Raw genomic sequence first — 17,294 nt, forward strand, 5'->3', positions numbered from 1 at the left:
TTTTGGGTCAGCCCCTTTTTAGTTCTTAGATCGCACCAATAATAAGGGCGACAATGGCCATCACAATTGTTGTGCCAAATGCCCATTTAAAAATAAAGCGCTGATGATCCCCTAATTCAACTCCTGCTAAACCAATTAATAAAAAGGTTGAAGCCGTTAAAGGACTTAGTGGGAAACCAGTTGTCATTTGACCTAAGATGGAAGCTCTGGCCATTTCGATCGGTGCAACTCCATATATTTCAGCTGATTGACTTAATACTGGCAAAACACCAAAATAATACGCATCAGGTGTAAAAAGAAGGCTGATTGGCATGCTAATAACTGCAATAACTATAGCCATTGATCCCCCAATCCCCTCAGGAATAATATTAACCATAGCTAATGCCATTGCTTCGATCATGCCTGTTCCACTTAGAATGCCAGTAAAAATTCCAGCTGAAAATATAATTGATACAACAGTTACCATTCCAAGTGCTTGACTCTTGACTTGTTCTTGTTGGTCATTTGGTTTAGGATAATTTATAAGTAAAACAATAGCAAATGCAACCATAAACACTATTGGTAGAGGAAGCCAAACTTTTACAAGTGCGACAATTGTTAGGATGGTAATAACTAGGTTAATCCAAAATAATTTAGGCCTTCTCATTTTTCTTTCTTCTTCTGAAAGCTCTTGATCATAATCATATTCCATATCTGTAACACCTAATCGTTTTCTCTCTTTTTTACCAAGAATATAAGCAACAAAAAGTACCCAAATTATTCCTGCTATCATTGCTGGTATAAGCGGTGAAAAAATAGCCCCAGGATCTAATTCTAATGCACTGCCAGCTCTTGCTGTTGGCCCGCCCCATGGCATAATATTCATTACTCCAGCACCTAATGCAACAACACCTGCTAGAACAAGTCGATTCATTTTTAATTTATCATATAAAGGCAAAAGAGCTGGTATTGTAATTAAAAATGTGGAAGCCCCAGATCCATCAAGATGAGTAACCATAGAAATAACCGCTGTTCCAATAACAATTTTTAATGGATCTCCTTTTACCAACTTTAATACTCTTGAAATAATAGGGTCAAATAATCCAGCATTATTCATTACACCAAAAAATAAAATGGCAAATCCTAACATAATTCCTGTTGGAGCTACGCTTTGAATTCCTTCTAACATAAGAGTTCCAATATCGGAACTAAATCCTCCTATTAAAGAAAATACAAGTGGAACAACAATTAACGCGACAATAACGGATACTCTTTTCGTTAAAATCAATAATAAGAAAACGCCGATCGTTAAAAATCCTAAGGTCGCTAACATATGATTCCTCCTAACGTAATTTAAGCGCTTACAAGCTGCTAATTACTTTCTACTCATTCAATAAAGGAATTTCCATTTCCAATAAAGCGCTACTCAAACTTTTCCCATGTGTATCTAGTGCAAGAGAGGTCGTTACCCCTCCTAGTAAACTATTTTTACAAACAAAATTATAGGATTTAATAGATGGTATGTCATAACGAATTACTTCACCATCAAAAATGTCCTTAAAATGCTCCTTTACTCGTTCTACAGTTACGACCTGACCTATCCAATCAAAATCACTTTCCTTAAATGGGATAAGTGAAAGATTAGAGGTATTCCCCTTATCACCTGCTCTGCTATGTGCTACCTCATATAGTTTGATTCGCTTTCCTTTCATGCGTTATAACCTCCACTTGTATCTTTTTATCAACTAAATTTCTTTCTATAAAAGTTGAAACAACACCTAAACATTCTATTGCTCTTTTTCTTGCACCACCGCCTCCATACGGTCCATTAGTGTATAGTGCTTCTACTTCATTTCCAATACTGTGAGCTTCTTTTATATCTTTACAAAGAGCAGCTGCTCGTAGTCTTACTTCATAAGGTTGATCATTTCCTAAGTTTGTACGATGAACGGAGGAAAGACCAATCAGATCAATCCTTAAGTCTTGTATCTTTTGACAAAGTCTTTTATTTAATATACACTCCGCCATCTTGGCTCTTTGAACAGCGGTTGAACCTGCATAAGAAATTTCTCCTTCACCAAGATAACCTGCATCATAACCAATAGATACTTTATAAGCACTAGGCTTTTTCGTACCTTTTCCCCCCTCTACCCTTACTTCATTTTCAGCTAGCTGAGTCAGCTTAACATTAGAAAAATCTGCTGTTACATCTGGTGTTAGGTATTGAGTTGGATCATGGACCTCGTATAGTAGTTGCTCTTTAACTGTTCGTAAGTTTACTACACCACCTGAGTCAGGAGTCTTTGAAATAATGGCTGTTCCATCCCTCTCAATACTTGCAAATGGAAAACCTATGTCTGCTAACCTATCAACTTCTTTTTCTCCTATATCCGCAAAATAGCCACCTGTAATTTGACCAGCGCATTCAAGTAAATGTCCAATCACAGTACCTTGCCCTAATGTTTCATAATCATTTAGTGACCAACCATAGTAATCGATCATCGGCGCAAGAAATAATGATGGATCAGCAACACGTCCTGTAATAATAATATCTGCTTTAGTTTGTAAAGCTGGTAAAAGTGCCTTGGCTCCTAAATAAGCATTAGCTGAGATTACTTGATAATCTCTAACCTTATTTGTGTTTTCAAGGACTTCATTTTCACTATCTAGCTCTTGTATCACATCATCACCTGATACAACTGCAACCTTACAAGAAATATTCATTTCATTTGCAATCTTAATAATCTTTTTAGCACCAGCCATTGGATTGGCCGCTCCCATATTTGTTACGATTCGGAATCGTTTTTTATCCAATACTGGTAATAAGGCAGATATTCGATCAACAAGTAGAGGATCGTAACCCTTATTTTTATCTTTCCTCTTTTCTTTCTGGGCAATGGCGATTGTTCTTTCAGCTAAACACTCTAATACTAAATAATCCAGTTTTACTTTTTGAGCCAGTTCAACAGCGGGTTCAAGCCGATCACCTGAAAATCCAGCTCCACTTCCGATCTTTAACATTTATTTCACCCCAATAAAGACTAAAAGTACTCAAAAAATTGTTTTTTAGTCCTTTTAATTAATTATTCTTGATGCAATTTATTAATCTTGAAATATTAGACCAGATCCTTCCTGTAAATTCAGTTACATCATTACTTATGCAACTTCCATGCCAAAATAAAAAACGCTTAATGAAAGCGTTTTAAAAAGTGGGTTTCTAAATTTTTAGAATTTAAAATAACCAATAAACCTCTTTTGATCGTCAATCAGTTGTGAAGACTGTTATTCTAAATCCTTAGAATAAACACAAGTTCTTTTCTAATTTTTTAGAAATCATATAGTTGATACTTTTTCATTTTGTTATAAAGTGTTGCTAAAGACACCCCAAGTTCCTTAGCTGCTTTTTTCTTATCCTCCAGTTCAGAACCATGTTTTTGCAAAACATCTGTAATGATATTTTTCTCTGTCTCCTCAACAGCTGCTTTTAAAAGATAGTTAGAATTTCTTTTTGAGATACTAATAATTTCTCCATGAAAGCTACTAGGTAAATGTTCAGGTAAAATATCTCTTTCGTCTGCCATGCATACAGCATAATCAATTGTATTTTTCAATTCTCGTACATTTCCGATCCAATCGTAAGCTTTTAGAATGGCAAGGGTTGATTGGTGTAATCGATAATACCGTTCACTTTCAGAATGTAGGTTGTGCTTGTGTAAAATGAAATCAATAATGTCGGGAATATCCTGCTTCCTTTTACGAAGTGGCGGAATATCAAGGTGCAATACATTCAGCCGAAAATACAAATCTTCACGAAATCGTTTCTTTTCTATAAGCTGTTTTAGATCACGATTTGTTGCAGCAATTACACGAACATCTATTAGTCTTTCTCCTGCTTCACCTACACGTCTAAGTGTTTTTTCCTGCAAAACTCGTAAAAGTTTAGCTTGAAGATCATAAGATAATTCACCTATTTCGTCTAAAAAAATTGTACCTGAGTTTGCTATTTCAAATAAACCAAGCTTCCCTCCCTTTTTTGCACTTGTAAAAGTACCTTCCGTATATCCAAAAAGCTCACTTTCAATGAGCGATGCTGGAATAGACGCACAATTCACTGGGATAAATGGCTTTTCTGCACGAGAACTTGCATTATGAATTGCTTGAGCGAATAGTTCTTTTCCTGTTCCACTTTCACCAATAATTAAAACCGGTAAATTAGATTCAGCTGCTTTTCTTCCTAAGTGAACAACTCTTTTCAGTCCACTTTCAGAGCCGATTATTTGATCGAATGTATATTTAGCTTGATATAAGGTGTCCATTCTTTCTTTTAATTGAGATAGTTTTTGTTTGTTTTTCTCTAGTTCTTTTGAAAGCTTATGAACTTCTGTTAACCCTTTACAAATCGAAACAGCCCCAATTATTTCGTTGTTTAATATAATTGGGGCCATGTCAACAACATATTCCACAGTTCCTTCTTTCCGATAAACCCCAATTCGTTCTTTTCCGTCTTTTAACGTTTCAATTAATTGTGCTTTTGGACGAACTAACCGAAGAGGTTTTCCAATAATTTCATTAGGTTGTACTCCTGTAATACGCGTATATTCAGGGTTAATTAATTTAACAATCTCTTTACAATCTATTACTAAAACACCATCATGAATGGAGTGGAGCGTAGCTTTAAACCAGTCTAATTGATCTTCTAAGGAAAACTCCTTAAAGTTTTCATATAACATGTCAAACCTCCTCAAATAAAATAAATCCAATCTCTATCAATAAATTTTTTTTTGTATGTGTAATCCTTATTCTAACAAGAAAAATCCACATTTTTCACTAACATGATAAAAAGATTTTTATTGACAGTTTAAAATTCTTCATAATACGATGTAACCGTTAACAAAAGATTCTGAATCTTAATTTTAGAAAATGGGAGGGGATTTTGTGTTAAAAAGAAAACTAAAATTTTTCATTAGCGCTACTGTAGCCACACTCTCTATGTTCTGCTTTTTCTCTCTTTCAGCATTCGCAGGCAACCATCCAACTAATGATGCTGTACAGCCGCCATCTGCCTCGCACAATTCTGGTCAATATTACAAGGAACAGCTCGTTACCTTATCAACTAGTACCCCGGGGACTAAAATCTATTACACAACAGATGGTAGTATACCTACTAAAAACAGTACTTTGTATTCAGAGCCTATTGCAATTGATGAAGATGTAACAATTAAGGCTTTTGCTATTCGTGGTCATGTTAACGAAAAAGCACTTACAAAAAATAAAGGAAATACTAGAAGCGAGGTGGTCACATTCAATTACAATTTTGTAAATAGAGAGGATATTGCTAATAAGTTTCTAGAGTTTGAATATAATAACATGCCATATCGTTTTTATATTCCAGAAAACTATGATCCTTCTGTTTCTTACCCACTTGTTCTTTTTCTTCATGGAGGTGGCGAACGAGGAAGTGATAATCAGAAGCAATTGCTTGCAAATGATGGTGCTATTATATGGGCTGCACCTGAAAATCAATCCAAAAACCCAGCCTTTGTTCTTGCACCACAAGCAAGAAATCAACATGACGGTGGATTTGGAATTACTCGAAATTCGGATAATATTGTCGATTTGGCCAAAGTATTTGAATTTTCAGAGGACCTAGAAAAAGCCCACAAAATCCTACAAAAAGTAATTGAGGATTACAATATTGACCAAAATCGACTATATTCAACAGGACTTTCTCAAGGAGGATATGGAACATTTAATTTGAATATTGCATACCCTGATCTTTTTGCTGCTATGGTCCCAATTGCAGGCGGTGGAAATCCTGAGACTGTACATGTTTTAAAAGATAAACCAATATGGGCTTTTCATGCGGAAGATGATGCAGTAATTCCTGTTTCACATACAAGAAATGCTATTAAGGCAATAAAAGAAGCTGGAGGAAATCCTATATATACAGAGTATCCTGCAGAATTAGGCTATAATCATGCTTCTTGGGTACCAGCCTACGATAACAAGGATATGATTAATTGGATGTTTAGACAAGTTAAACAATAAAAATAAGAAGTGCCTGTTAAATTAGTCAGGCACTTCTTCACTAAACCGCTTTCCTCTGAAAATAAAACAAACCTCCTAATGTAAAAATCATACACCCTCCAACAATAACAAACACCAAGGTTTCAACCGAAAAGGTAAAACCTGATTGCTGCTCTAACACCATTCTTAAAAATGGTTGTGCCCAAGGGTACCATGGACCAAATTTTTCTGAGTTTGCTATTAATATGTTAGGTAGAGTTAAAATGACATTTAAAGCAACAGGTGCAGCAAAGCTGGACCATGCTGTAGATACCCACAATTGCAAAGCGATAATGGGTAAACAGCCTAACCAGCCCATAAACAATCGAACAAGAACATCCTTCCATGGAAAAGTATCGTTGTAACCATGTAAGAATCCTGCGAGAAATAAGCCTACTAATAATAGTATCTGAGTAAGGGCTACAAATAAGCAAACAATAATATACTTAGCACTATATACCTGAGTTCGATTAACTGGTAATGCTAATAACTGTTTCCATCCCCCTTCTGCGTGTTCGTACCTGCAGACAGCAGCGGAAAAAAGACCAGCAATTAATGGTAAAAACAAAATTGCTTGAACCATAATCATGGCAAAAAATGAATTCATCCATTGATTACCGGGAAAATCAGTAAAAGTAAAATAAGCGGCGACAGTGGATAGAATGGGACTAATATATAAGATTTGTAAGACCTTTGACTTTTTAAGTTTGATCCATTCTGTATATAATAAATTTCCTAGCAATTACTTCACATCCTTTCGTTCAAAATGAATAACACTGATAAGAAAAATGACACCACCAACAATAATTCCTAATAACACACTAATTTCAGGTATATCCCACTTATTTTTAAGCAACGGCCATTTCCAAATGAGCCATTCAGGACCTCCATATGAGTACATGGACACAACAGCACCAACGATTCCGACTGCTAGCGGTGTTCCTTGATTAGCTGATGTGACAGAAAACCAAAGCTGTATGGCTAAAATAGGCATTGCAGCAAAATACGGATAAAAGCTGTTAATCGCAATTTCTTGAAACGGAATGTTCTGCTCCCAACCATAAAGACTACCGAACAACCAGGTTCCTATAAACATAAGAATTGTAGGAATAAACAATAGAAGACTAATCATGATAAACTTTGAACAATACACCTTTACTCTACTAATCGGAAGTGCTAGAAGCTGCTTCCAAGCATTTGTTTCATGCTCAATATTTGCAGATAATGAGGCAAGTAGTGCTGCTCCTAAAAGTAAAGCTGGTGCTAGAAAAAGATTGATTTGCTGTAATAGCTGCATCCAGCGATCATCTGACTGCCGAAGAAGATATTCATAACGAAGCATATAATTTAAAGTCGTTAATCCAAAAATTCCAATCGGTCCTAAGAAAACAAGAATCCACATTCCAACTTTTAGCTTTTTAAAATCACTACGTAACAACCTTAAGATCATAAGCTTTTCTCCTCTTTCGTCATGTCTAAGAAAATGCTTTCTAATGACCTTTTCACTTCTTCTACCCGATAAACGTCCAACTTGTGTTGGACAAGAATACGAATCATTTCGGCGACTTCTTTGTTCTTGTTTTGCTTAAACGAAAGGTAATTTCCTTCAATTTCCCCTTTTAATCCTTCTTTGACTAAAATATTCCATGCAGCTTTGGAATTGTTTGTTTGTATGCGTATTTTGCTAACCGATTTCTTTCTTAGAACTTCAATAGAATCTTGAAATATGAGTGATCCTTTTGAAATAATCCCTACTTCGGTTGCCATTTGATCAATCTCTGATAAAAGATGACTTGAAACGAGGACAGTTACACCATATTTTTCTGGTAAACTTTTAATTAATTCTCGAATCTCGATAATACCAGAGGGATCAAGTCCATTTGTTGGTTCGTCTAGAATAAGAAGTTCAGGATTTCCTAGAAGAGCTGATGCAATTCCAAGTCTTTGTTTCATTCCTAATGAAAAGCCTTTAACTGGGCGATTATCATCTTTTTCTAAGCGGACAATAGCAAGGACTTCATCAATTCGTTCTTTTGGAACATGTAATATTGTTTGCAATAATTGTAAATTTTCTCTAGCGGTTAAATGACCATAATACGAAGGAGATTCTACTAAAGATCCAATTCTTCTAAGAATCATTTGTTTGTCTTTTTTCAGGTCTTTTCCAAAAATTTGTATTGATCCTGAAGTTTCTTTCATCAAACCTAAAAGCAGCTTAATAGCGGTTGTTTTTCCTGCACCATTTGGTCCAAGGAACCCATATATAGATCCTTTCGGTATGTTTAAATTCACTGAATTAACAGCTTGTGCTCCTTTAAATGATTTTGTTAAATTGTTCGTTTCTACTATTAATTGACTCATGTTTATCACCTCTGAATACAGAATAAACAATGAATCTTAAAATCGAGTTGTAAGGAAGGTTAAATTTTGTTTAAAAATAAAAAGAGTACGTTGATAAAATCAAACGTACTCACTAAGGTTTCGTTATCGTGATCGTTGTTCCTTCGTTCGAAGAATCAATAGTCCAAATCATGCCCATTTCCTTTGTCATAAGTTCAATGATTGATAATCCGATTCCAACTCCTGATTGCTCCGATTTTTTTTTCATTCCAGGACCTCGATCTTTAATAATGATCTTATCTTCCTCGCAAAGAATCCCAATATATTTACCTGACTTTGCATGTCTTACGACGTTTTGAAATAGATTATCCAATATTCTTTCAAACCAATTTGGATCCATTCTCCAAGATAATGTTTTTTCAAACAACTGAACGTCTACTTCCAGTCCTTCTTTTTCAAAAATTGGATACCAGGCCGAAAGAGAAAGGCGAATTGCTCGATTTACGTCAACATCCTTTGGTTTATACGAATATTTTCCTGAACTTAATAAGGTATAGGAAAGAAGATTTTCAATTAAAGTATGTAAATGATCAATTTTTTTATCTATGATCGTGATTGACTCTTGCCCTTCTGGAGAGATATCCTCATTTTTTAGCGAGTATGCATGGGCACGAATTGTTGCTAATGGCGTACGAAGATCGTGGGATAAATTCGCAATCAGCTCTTTTCGAAGCTTTTCTTCTTCTTGTTCACGCAATCTTCCAACCTCTAAGCGTTCAATCATTTTATTAAATGAATCTTCTAATTGACCTAACTCATCCATTTCTCCAACTTTTACCTTACTAGGAATATTCTGATTTTCTATATCCATAGTTGACTGAAGTCTCACAATTCTTTTTTGAATGGTTCGAAAAAACAACCAAAAAAGAATGATAAATAGTAGCAATAATAGTCCTACAACTATTGCATAGATGATTTCGAAGTAATTCTCCAATTGCTGGATAGGATAATCCATGTACTTTCGATCAATTTGCAGGACAATAAGGCCATTCTTCTCTTCACCAATAAAAGAAACAACAGTAAACGGATCGCCTCCATAGCTTTCTTTCATAAACAACACAATATCACTTGCATTCCAAATTTCAGGAACCCTGGCCTTTTCATTTGAAGTAAATCGTGTTTTTCCAGTGTTATCCACCCAAAAAACAGAGGAGTGTTCAAGTTCATTTACTGTTTCTTTTAAACTATCAATAATTTCTGAATCAGTTAGATTTTGTAAAGTCATAGCTTTTTCATGCCATTCTGATTCTATTTCGTCGCTTTGATAAACTTCCATTTTATTGTAATTCACTAATAATGCCGGTAAGTAAACAACAAATGATGCAAGAGGAAAGGCAATTGGCAAGATAAACATAGCACTAATAATTAAGACTAAATATTTCGTTTGCAAACTACGACTTAATTTCTTCATTGCTTTAACCTATAGCCAATTCCTCGAATTGTTTCAATAATAGTTGGTTTAGCAGGATCTTTTTCGATTTTTTCTCTTAAATAACGAATATGGACCATCAGGGTTTTGTCACCTTCAAAAAAGTCCGCTCCCCAAATTGATTCATAGATTTGTTCTTTAGTCATAATTTGACCGGTATGTTTTAATAGATAATCAAAAATTTGCAGCTGCTTTGATGTTAAAATGATTTCTTCCTGAAGTTCATCATCAAACAACTGATATTGCTTTGGATAATATTGCAAGTGCTGTATTTTTACCACAGTTGGCATAATTTTATCAAAGCGACGTAACAGTACACTAATTCTTGCAGCAAGCTCATCTGGATGAAACGGTTTTGTCATATAATCATCTGCAAATTGCAATCCTTCTAGCTTATCATCCACTTGTGAACGCGCTGATAGCATGATGATTGGCAGTTTAGGTGAAGCCTTTTTTAATCTCTTTCCAATAGAAAAGCCGTCTAATCCAGGTAGCATAACATCAAGGATAGCAAGATCTAAGTCATCAGCTCGCTCTAGAGCACCTTCTCCACTTTTTAACCATGTTACTTGATAGCCTCTCTTGGTTAAATCCTGATAAACCCATACTCCTAACTCTTCCTCGTCTTCGACATATAAAATATTCATAACTTCCCCTGCTTTCTACTCTTTCATGAAGATATCCCATCTTAAAGTCTATTTATAGGATGGGATCTTTCATGAGTGTTAACTCCTTTTTTTATTTATCTTCTCTTAATAAATATTCATTGTCATCTTGATCATAGAAACTAAACATTGTGCCGAACTGCATTTTTAACATGTCCCCTACTTTTACACCATTTTGTTTCATTTCTTCATACGCTGATTCAACATCTGTTGTGCTAAATAGAATTGATGGATGAGCAACTTTTGAAGGTTGTTGCTGCTCCATAGCTGACTTTGAATAAAGAACCAATGTCGTAAATTCATCATCACTAGGTCCAACCTCAATCCATGTAGCGTTCGGTCCCATTGGTTGTTCCAACTTTAAGATAAACCCGAGTTTATTAACCCAGAATTCTTTTGCCTGTTCTTGATCTTGTACATAAACCGTTACTTTTCCAACTTTATTTATCATTACATCTTTCTCCTTTTTATTTCTTGATAAGGACAAGGAAAAGGAGTTTGCCCTTTACACCAGAGGTGCAGGTTCAATTACCTTTTATCTCTATTTTGCATTTACATCAGGTTGGTGTAAACCAAAAATATTTCCTTCGGTATCTATATAGTATCCTTGCCAAGCCATACCAGGGAGGGCATATTTAGTCATCGCTACCTTGCCACCTTGTTCCAAAATTTTAGCTTCCGTGGAATCGTAATCTTCTACTCCCATTGTACATGCGTAGCCGTTTAGAGGCTGGTTTTGTTCTGGAGCAGAACTTTGACGTTGCATTAAAGCGCCATTAATACCGGGCTCATCCTCACTACCTGTTACCGCACCGAAATAAGGCATCCCAGCAAATTCACTCCAATCTTGGAATGTCCAACCAAAAACCTCACCATAAAATTTTTTAGCTCGCTCCATGTTATCTACATGAATTTCAAAATGAACTAATCTGCTCATAAGTTCCTCCTACTATTTTGTACTTTCTTAGTTCATTATGTATCTTCTATACTAGTTTTGATACTCCTTGTTTTATTTTGTATTTCCCAAAGGACCAACTTTAAATTTAAGACCATAAAAAAATCTCCTAATTAGGGAGATTTTTAATCGTGATTAATTAACTTTTTATGCTAATCAATAGGTTAACCCCTTTGATTGCATAACCTCCTGACGTTGTTCTTTAATAAGATATCCACCAAATAAACCTATTAACGAAAAAACCACAGGAATTATAAATCCATAGAAATAACCTATATTGCTTTCAGAGACTTGAAAAAAGTCTAATACTTTACCAAAAATACTTGGTAATAAAACAGCACTTAAAAAACCACCCATATTAGCAAAACCAGTTGCAACTCCTACCTCTTTCGGATCAAAAGATTGGCGGACAATGGCAAAGGTTAAGGTACTTGCACCGTTTCCATAACCAATCATGAAAAACAAGAGAACGATCATAAAAAATGGTGGCTTTCCACTAAATAAGAGAAATGACGACCAGCTAAGAAAAATAATGGAATGAACAATCATATAAGGTTTTTTTATAGAATGAATTCTACTTGAAATCCAGGTTGTTAAAGGTGCTCCAATGATCGCCCCAACAAGACCATACATAATCAATTGACTTGCACTAGAAAGCGACATATCAAACACGTTCATTCCATATGGTACAGCCCAAGAACCAATGAACCCCACATATGTACCAACAGCACCAAAGTGACAGAAGAAAGCTGCCCATGCTTGACGAGTTGAAAAAATACGCTTTAATATCGCCATTGTTTTTTCAGGTGAGGAACTGGTTTTCTTTGCAGAAGGTTGAGTTGAATGATGATTTTTCATCGTTTTTTTTGGACGATGAACCAGAACTATATAAAGAAGTAGTCCACTTAAACATAAAAGGATACCCATTGATAAAAAGGAAGTTCTCCAACCTGTTAATCCTATGAATATAGAAAATGGTACCGATGCTAGAAAAAAGCCAAGACTTCCCGCCATTCCAGCCATTCCAATTAATTTAACAAACTCATTTCCTTTGAACCATTGACTTAAAATTAAAACTAAGTTCACCCAAATAGCTGAATCACCAGTTCCAACAATTAACCTTGCCAAAAGAAGCACAATTTCATTGGGTGCAACACTATACATCAAAGTTCCAATTCCAGCTAAAAACGTTCCAACAATGAGGAAAAAATTAGGTCCAAACCGATCTGATAAAATTCCAATCGGAACCTGTAAACCTGCATATGCGACAAACTGAATACTTGCAATCATGCCAATTGTTGCAGCTGTTACATGAAAATCCTTCATTAATTGAGCTGTAATTAAGCCCGGTGCCGTTCTTTGACTAACTATGAGAAAATAGGTGAATAGGACGGAGGCAAAAACGACCCATCTGTACTTGCTGTTATGTTTGTTCATTTGTATTTGCTCCTAGTTCTTTCATTCTGTTATTATTATAATCTATCTTCCTAGAATATTCATGAGTTAAAAGACCACCCGAATCTAACTCACCCTCCACGGAATTGACTTTACTCGTGTTTTCTACTTTTACTAAGTGACAAAGAGCTTAATATGATGAAGATCATACCCAAACCTACTCCAATGCTCATTGAATAACGAAACACATCTTTTAAAGCTAAGCCGGCCGCTATTGAAGCAATAAATAAAAAGAGAAATAAAACAGTAGCATTGCTTTTCATAAATGATCACCTGTCCTTTACATAATTTTACCATAAAAACTTCATTCTTGCGGTTTTCAGGTTCAACGTATATAAATGGAGCAATAAGCAAACTTTATAAATACGATTATTACCTGAAGGAGCGTTTAGTGTGAATGTTTTAAATTATAAAGATCAAATTCAATTGATTGCCCATTGGTTGAAAACAAGTAAAGTAGAAGTGATTGAAGGATCAGTAAACAAAGAAATCATTCGGTATAACCTGAGAATGGAATTTGATATTCAAGATGAAGAAGTGGTTGATGATGTATATGATTCGGTTATTAAATAATTTAATGATTAAAAGGTGTAAGTCTATATAACTTACACCTCATTTGCAATTAGTTTATATAACGATCAACAAATCGCCATACAGTACCCCAATAAGCCTCAGGATCCACCTTCTCCGCATCTCCATGATTAGCGCCTGAGATAACCAGCTTTTCTTTCTCCACATTTGCTTCCTCATAGACTTTATCTAACATTTCAAAAGGTACAAAGGTATCGGCATCACCATGAATAAATAACATTGGTGTTACACTTTTGGAAACTTGCTCAATAGCGGATGCTTCATATAAATCATATCCAGCACGTACGTTCGTCACTGTATTCGCTGCATTCATAACAGGAAATTCAGGTAAACCGAAAAGATCGTCAAGCTGATACACAAACACATCACTTACTGACGAGTAACCACAATCTTCTACAATTACTTTCAAGTTTGATGGTAACTCTTCTCCAGATGTCATCATGACTGTTGCTCCCCCCATTGAGACACCGAATAAAACAATTTCTGCTTCATGATCTTTTTTTAGTATTTGGTCAATCCACAGTAACATATCTTTACGATCATGCCAGCCCATACCAATATAATTTCCTTCACTTTCCCCATGCCCGCGAAGATCAGGAGCAAGAACATTGTAGCCTTTTTCATGAAAATTCCTAATATATCTCGTCATTGATTTCGCCTTACCATTATAACCATGAACCACGATTGCCCACTTGTGACCAGCTTGTTCATTTTCATAAACATACGCATTTAACTTTAATTGTTCTTTATCCGACGAAACAACGCTTAGCTTGGAAGGACTATACTTTTGCTTAAACTCATCGTCAGCAAGCTCGGCTTCCTCGGCAACAGATGCAACAACAGCATCACTTTGCTGTAAATTTGGATTATCTTCTAAAAATTCTTTCTCTCGATCAACATTTAACGCAAAATTGTAAAAATAGTTTCCTACAAAGAAATAAGCAGCTACTAGTAAAAATGCACAAATTGAGCCTGTAATGATTAGTTTCTTTTTCATTTTCTTTTCTCCATCCAATTAACTATTTGTTTTTTGTAAACAAAAATCCCCGACATCTATTATACCAAGATCGGGGGTTATTCTGTGAAGATATGATCCTATTTAACTAATAAACATGATACTACCAGTACAAGGAACAATTTTTGCAGATTGTTTAGGCTCCTACCGTTACAAAAGATGATGATAAAAGCATAAACAATACAGTAAAGCTAAAAATACCTTAAATGGAGGATAGCTTATGTGGGTTATCACGCGCTATGCAAAAGGAAAAATATTTATGTATGAGTTTAACACAGAGCAAGAAGCAAGAGAATTGTTGAAGGATATCGAGGGGAATAAGATTCTTTCTGAAGTGATTTATTATAATGATCCTGTTTTGAAGTAAGTGGGTATTTAAATATGTAAGGAGAGTGATCTTGATTTGATCACTCTTTTATTATGGCTTTATCTAAATGTTCCAGATTTTAATATTTACGTTCGATTCCAAAACCTCTGTGTTGTAATAGCCGAAACAAATTCTTCCCCAAAGTTCTGGTTGTTTTCTGCAAAAATCACTCCAGCCATGTTGTTTAGTTCAGAAGGTTGAAAAAAAGACTGACCTGTCGTTGCAATACCAATAGGCTTATAATGTTTGTATACTCCACTTATAAACTCACTCATTTTTATGTTAAATATAGATTGATTATCAGAATGTCCACCCACAACATAGAGAGAGTCAAGCAGAGCATTATGAGTAGTAAGGAATGTCTGATCTACCTTAATCTTTGTACCATTTGCTCCTGTTACATAACCAAGCTTATCGCTTATTACTTTAACAAAAATACCATGTTGACGAAGAGCATCCAAAGTTTCCTTTACCTCATTCCCATTAAAACCGTTTGCAATAATTACACCAACCGTTAATGTGTGTGGGTAGTGTTTTGTATTTGCTTGGCTAAGTGCTGGTGATGAGGCTGTAACTGGAACATGATTTCCTTTAGGAAGATCTGCTGCAATATGATTTGCAATGATGGTTGCCATCTCTTTATCCACATTTGCAAACATATCGACAACTTGCTGTCGAACGGACAGGTTATCTACTTTTCCAAGTTCAAAGCTAAAAGCTTCAATAACGTGCTGCTTCTCTACATGTGACAAACTATTCCAAAACAATCTTGCGTGTGAAAAGAAATCTTTGAAAGAATCACTACTAGCCTTTACCTTACGCCCTTCTACTTTCTCTGGATAATGATGATATCCACCTTCTTCGGGACTTGTAGGACCTGGGGTGTTGTTTGCAATTGAATTTTTATAATAGTTTACTTGATCAACATCAATTCGATGTCTTTTAAAGCCTTCACGCTGGTTATTATGGAATGGGCAAAGAGATTGGTTAATGGGGATTTCCTGATAATTGGGTCCACCAAGACGATGTGACTGAGTGATTTTATAAGTAAATGTTCTTCCTTGTAAAATAGGATCGTCTGTAAAGTCAATTCCCGGTACAAGATTTGTTACATCAAATGCAACTTGTTCTGTTTCAGCAAAGAAGTTATCAACATTTTTATTTAATGTCATTTTACCAACAATGTCTACAGGTATAATCTCCTCAGGCCAAACCTTTGTTGGATCTAAAACATCAAAATCAAACTTGTGCTCATCTTCTTCAGGGATCATCTGAACACCCAATTCAAATTCCGGATAAGCTCCTTTTTTAATACATTCATATAAATCCCGCCTATGATAATCTGGATCAACACCACCAATAATTTGTGCTTCTTCCATTAGTAATGAGTGAACACCCAGAACTGGCTTCCAATGAAACTTCACGAATGTTGCTTTTCCTTGATCATTTACAAATCGGAACGTATTAATAGCAAACCCTTCCATCATGCGCCAACTTCTTGGAATGGCTCGATCTGACATCGCCCACATCACAAAATGTGCTGACTCCTGATTATTCGCAACAAAATCCCAAAAATTATCATGTGCAGCAGAGGCAGTTGGCATTTCGTTATGTGGTTCAGGTTTAAGTGCATGCTGGGAATCCACAAACTTAAAGGCATCATGAAGTACGAATATAGGAAATTGAAGTCCTAATAAATCATAATTCCCTTCTTCCGTATAAAACTTAACTGCAAAACCACGAATATCTCGAGCAGTATCCTTAGAACCTCTACCCCCTTGGACTGTTGAAAACCGAGCAAATACAGGTGTCTTGGTCCCGGGTTCTTGTAAGAAGCCTGCTTTAGTATATTGTTTCATAGACTTATATAGTTCAAATTCACCATGGGCACCTGCTCCTCTAGCATGAACAACTCTTTCAGGTATGCGTTCCTGGTCAAAATGCATCTGTTTTTGAAAAAAATGAAAGTCCTGCATTAATACTGGACCACGATCGCCCGCCTTTAAGGTTGCATGATTGTTAGCAATCTTTAACCCTTCATTTGTTGTTATTTTTTTACCTGTATTTTGAATACGATACTGATCAAGTTGCTCATTCTTTTTATTTTTCTTGTTGTTCTTTGATGACTTATCCAAATAATCACCACCTCCGTAATTGATTAACCACTAATTTATATGATTATTAGCTGTAGATAGAACTTAGAGACAGACAGCATGTAAACTAACTATTATGTAATAGTTCTCATTACATTTTTAATCCTTAAATTCAATAAATTCTATAGATATTAAAAACGATAATCTAATCCCAAGCATCATTTTTAGATTTTACTGGGACGTATGCTACAATTAGTAAAAAATTAATCAACGAGGTGT

At 35.4% G+C, this 17,294-nt stretch carries 18 protein-coding genes; 3 read left to right on the forward strand and 15 right to left on the reverse strand.

Annotated features, from left to right (window positions below):
* Positions 1-25 precede the first annotated feature (25 nt).
* From COD11_RS17755 to COD11_RS17770, 4 genes are all read right to left on the reverse strand, one after another.
* Positions 26-1,312: a CitMHS family transporter gene (locus tag COD11_RS17755; RefSeq protein WP_098798239.1), complete on the reverse strand. Its 1,287-nt coding sequence runs from the start codon at positions 1,310-1,312 to the stop codon at positions 26-28.
* 49 nt (positions 1,313-1,361) lie between these two features.
* Positions 1,362-1,691: an AtuA-related protein gene (locus tag COD11_RS17760; protein WP_098798240.1), complete on the reverse strand. Its 330-nt coding sequence runs from the start codon at positions 1,689-1,691 to the stop codon at positions 1,362-1,364.
* Positions 1,663-3,000 carry an acyclic terpene utilization AtuA family protein gene (locus COD11_RS17765; RefSeq protein WP_098798241.1) on the reverse strand — a complete coding sequence of 446 codons (1,338 nt, stop codon included), beginning with the start codon at positions 2,998-3,000 and terminating at the stop codon, positions 1,663-1,665. The genes COD11_RS17760 and COD11_RS17765 overlap by 29 nt, the downstream gene beginning before the upstream one ends.
* A 305-nt stretch (positions 3,001-3,305) precedes the next feature.
* Positions 3,306-4,709 (reverse strand): sigma-54 interaction domain-containing protein, encoded by a 1,404-nt coding sequence (locus COD11_RS17770; RefSeq protein WP_098798242.1) that lies wholly within the window; start codon positions 4,707-4,709, stop codon positions 3,306-3,308.
* A gap of 205 nt (positions 4,710-4,914) precedes the next feature.
* Here COD11_RS17770 and COD11_RS17775 point away from each other — a divergent pair, with 205 nt between their 5' ends.
* The gene (locus tag COD11_RS17775; protein ID WP_231309513.1) at positions 4,915-6,027 is read left to right on the forward strand and encodes a chitobiase/beta-hexosaminidase C-terminal domain-containing protein; all 1,113 of its coding nucleotides are present in this window, start codon (positions 4,915-4,917) and stop codon (positions 6,025-6,027) included.
* Between the two features lie 40 nt (positions 6,028-6,067).
* Here the strand turns inward: COD11_RS17775 and COD11_RS17780 are convergent, their stop codons facing one another.
* The 9 genes from COD11_RS17780 to COD11_RS26985 form a co-directional block, all read right to left on the reverse strand.
* Complete coding sequence (locus COD11_RS17780) at positions 6,068-6,787, reverse strand: ABC transporter permease (protein WP_098798243.1); 720 nt, start codon at positions 6,785-6,787, stop codon at positions 6,068-6,070.
* Positions 6,788-7,495 carry an ABC transporter permease gene (locus COD11_RS17785; RefSeq protein WP_098798244.1) on the reverse strand — a complete coding sequence of 236 codons (708 nt, stop codon included), beginning with the start codon at positions 7,493-7,495 and terminating at the stop codon, positions 6,788-6,790. It lies immediately after the preceding gene.
* Positions 7,492-8,406, reverse strand: a complete 915-nt coding sequence (locus COD11_RS17790; RefSeq protein ID WP_098798245.1) for an ABC transporter ATP-binding protein — start codon at positions 8,404-8,406, stop codon at positions 7,492-7,494. The genes COD11_RS17785 and COD11_RS17790 overlap by 4 nt, the downstream gene beginning before the upstream one ends.
* A gap of 112 nt (positions 8,407-8,518) precedes the next feature.
* Positions 8,519-9,856 carry a HAMP domain-containing sensor histidine kinase gene (locus tag COD11_RS17795; protein ID WP_098798246.1) on the reverse strand — a complete coding sequence of 446 codons (1,338 nt, stop codon included), beginning with the start codon at positions 9,854-9,856 and terminating at the stop codon, positions 8,519-8,521.
* Positions 9,853-10,521, reverse strand: a complete 669-nt coding sequence (locus COD11_RS17800) for a response regulator transcription factor (protein WP_098798247.1) — start codon at positions 10,519-10,521, stop codon at positions 9,853-9,855. Before COD11_RS17800 ends, COD11_RS17795 begins: the two co-directional genes overlap by 4 nt.
* 91 nt (positions 10,522-10,612) lie before the next feature.
* A complete protein-coding gene (locus COD11_RS17805; RefSeq protein ID WP_098798248.1) occupies positions 10,613-10,990 on the reverse strand; it encodes a VOC family protein in 378 nt (125 codons plus the stop codon).
* Between the two features lie 90 nt (positions 10,991-11,080).
* The gene (locus tag COD11_RS17810) at positions 11,081-11,476 is read right to left on the reverse strand and encodes a VOC family protein (protein ID WP_098798249.1); all 396 of its coding nucleotides are present in this window, start codon (positions 11,474-11,476) and stop codon (positions 11,081-11,083) included.
* 174 nt (positions 11,477-11,650) lie between these two features.
* Positions 11,651-12,931, reverse strand: coding sequence for an MFS transporter (locus COD11_RS17815; RefSeq protein WP_098798250.1), 1,281 nt, complete (start codon positions 12,929-12,931; stop codon positions 11,651-11,653).
* Positions 12,932-13,041: 110 nt separating this feature from the next.
* Positions 13,042-13,212 (reverse strand): hypothetical protein, encoded by a 171-nt coding sequence (locus COD11_RS26985; RefSeq protein ID WP_098798251.1) that lies wholly within the window; start codon positions 13,210-13,212, stop codon positions 13,042-13,044.
* Positions 13,213-13,342: 130 nt separating this feature from the next.
* On the opposite strand from COD11_RS26985, the gene COD11_RS17825 reads away from it, so the two are divergent.
* Complete coding sequence (locus COD11_RS17825) at positions 13,343-13,522, forward strand: hypothetical protein (protein ID WP_098798252.1); 180 nt, start codon at positions 13,343-13,345, stop codon at positions 13,520-13,522.
* Between the two features lie 49 nt (positions 13,523-13,571).
* On the opposite strand, the gene COD11_RS17830 is transcribed toward COD11_RS17825, so the two are convergent.
* Positions 13,572-14,537: an alpha/beta hydrolase gene (locus tag COD11_RS17830; RefSeq protein WP_098798253.1), complete on the reverse strand. Its 966-nt coding sequence runs from the start codon at positions 14,535-14,537 to the stop codon at positions 13,572-13,574.
* Between the two features lie 238 nt (positions 14,538-14,775).
* Here COD11_RS17830 and COD11_RS26990 point away from each other — a divergent pair, with 238 nt between their 5' ends.
* Positions 14,776-14,922, forward strand: coding sequence for a hypothetical protein (locus COD11_RS26990; protein ID WP_176551136.1), 147 nt, complete (start codon positions 14,776-14,778; stop codon positions 14,920-14,922).
* A gap of 86 nt (positions 14,923-15,008) precedes the next feature.
* Here COD11_RS26990 and COD11_RS17835 read toward each other — a convergent pair whose 3' ends face one another.
* Entirely contained in the window at positions 15,009-17,057 is a 2,049-nt protein-coding gene (locus COD11_RS17835; RefSeq protein ID WP_098798254.1) for a catalase, read from the reverse strand.
* Positions 17,058-17,294: the final 237 nt, after the last annotated feature.

The organism is Bacillus sp. AFS040349 (genome assembly GCF_002577655.1).
In the GTDB taxonomy this organism is placed as follows: Bacteria; Bacillota; Bacilli; order Bacillales; family Bacillaceae; genus Metabacillus.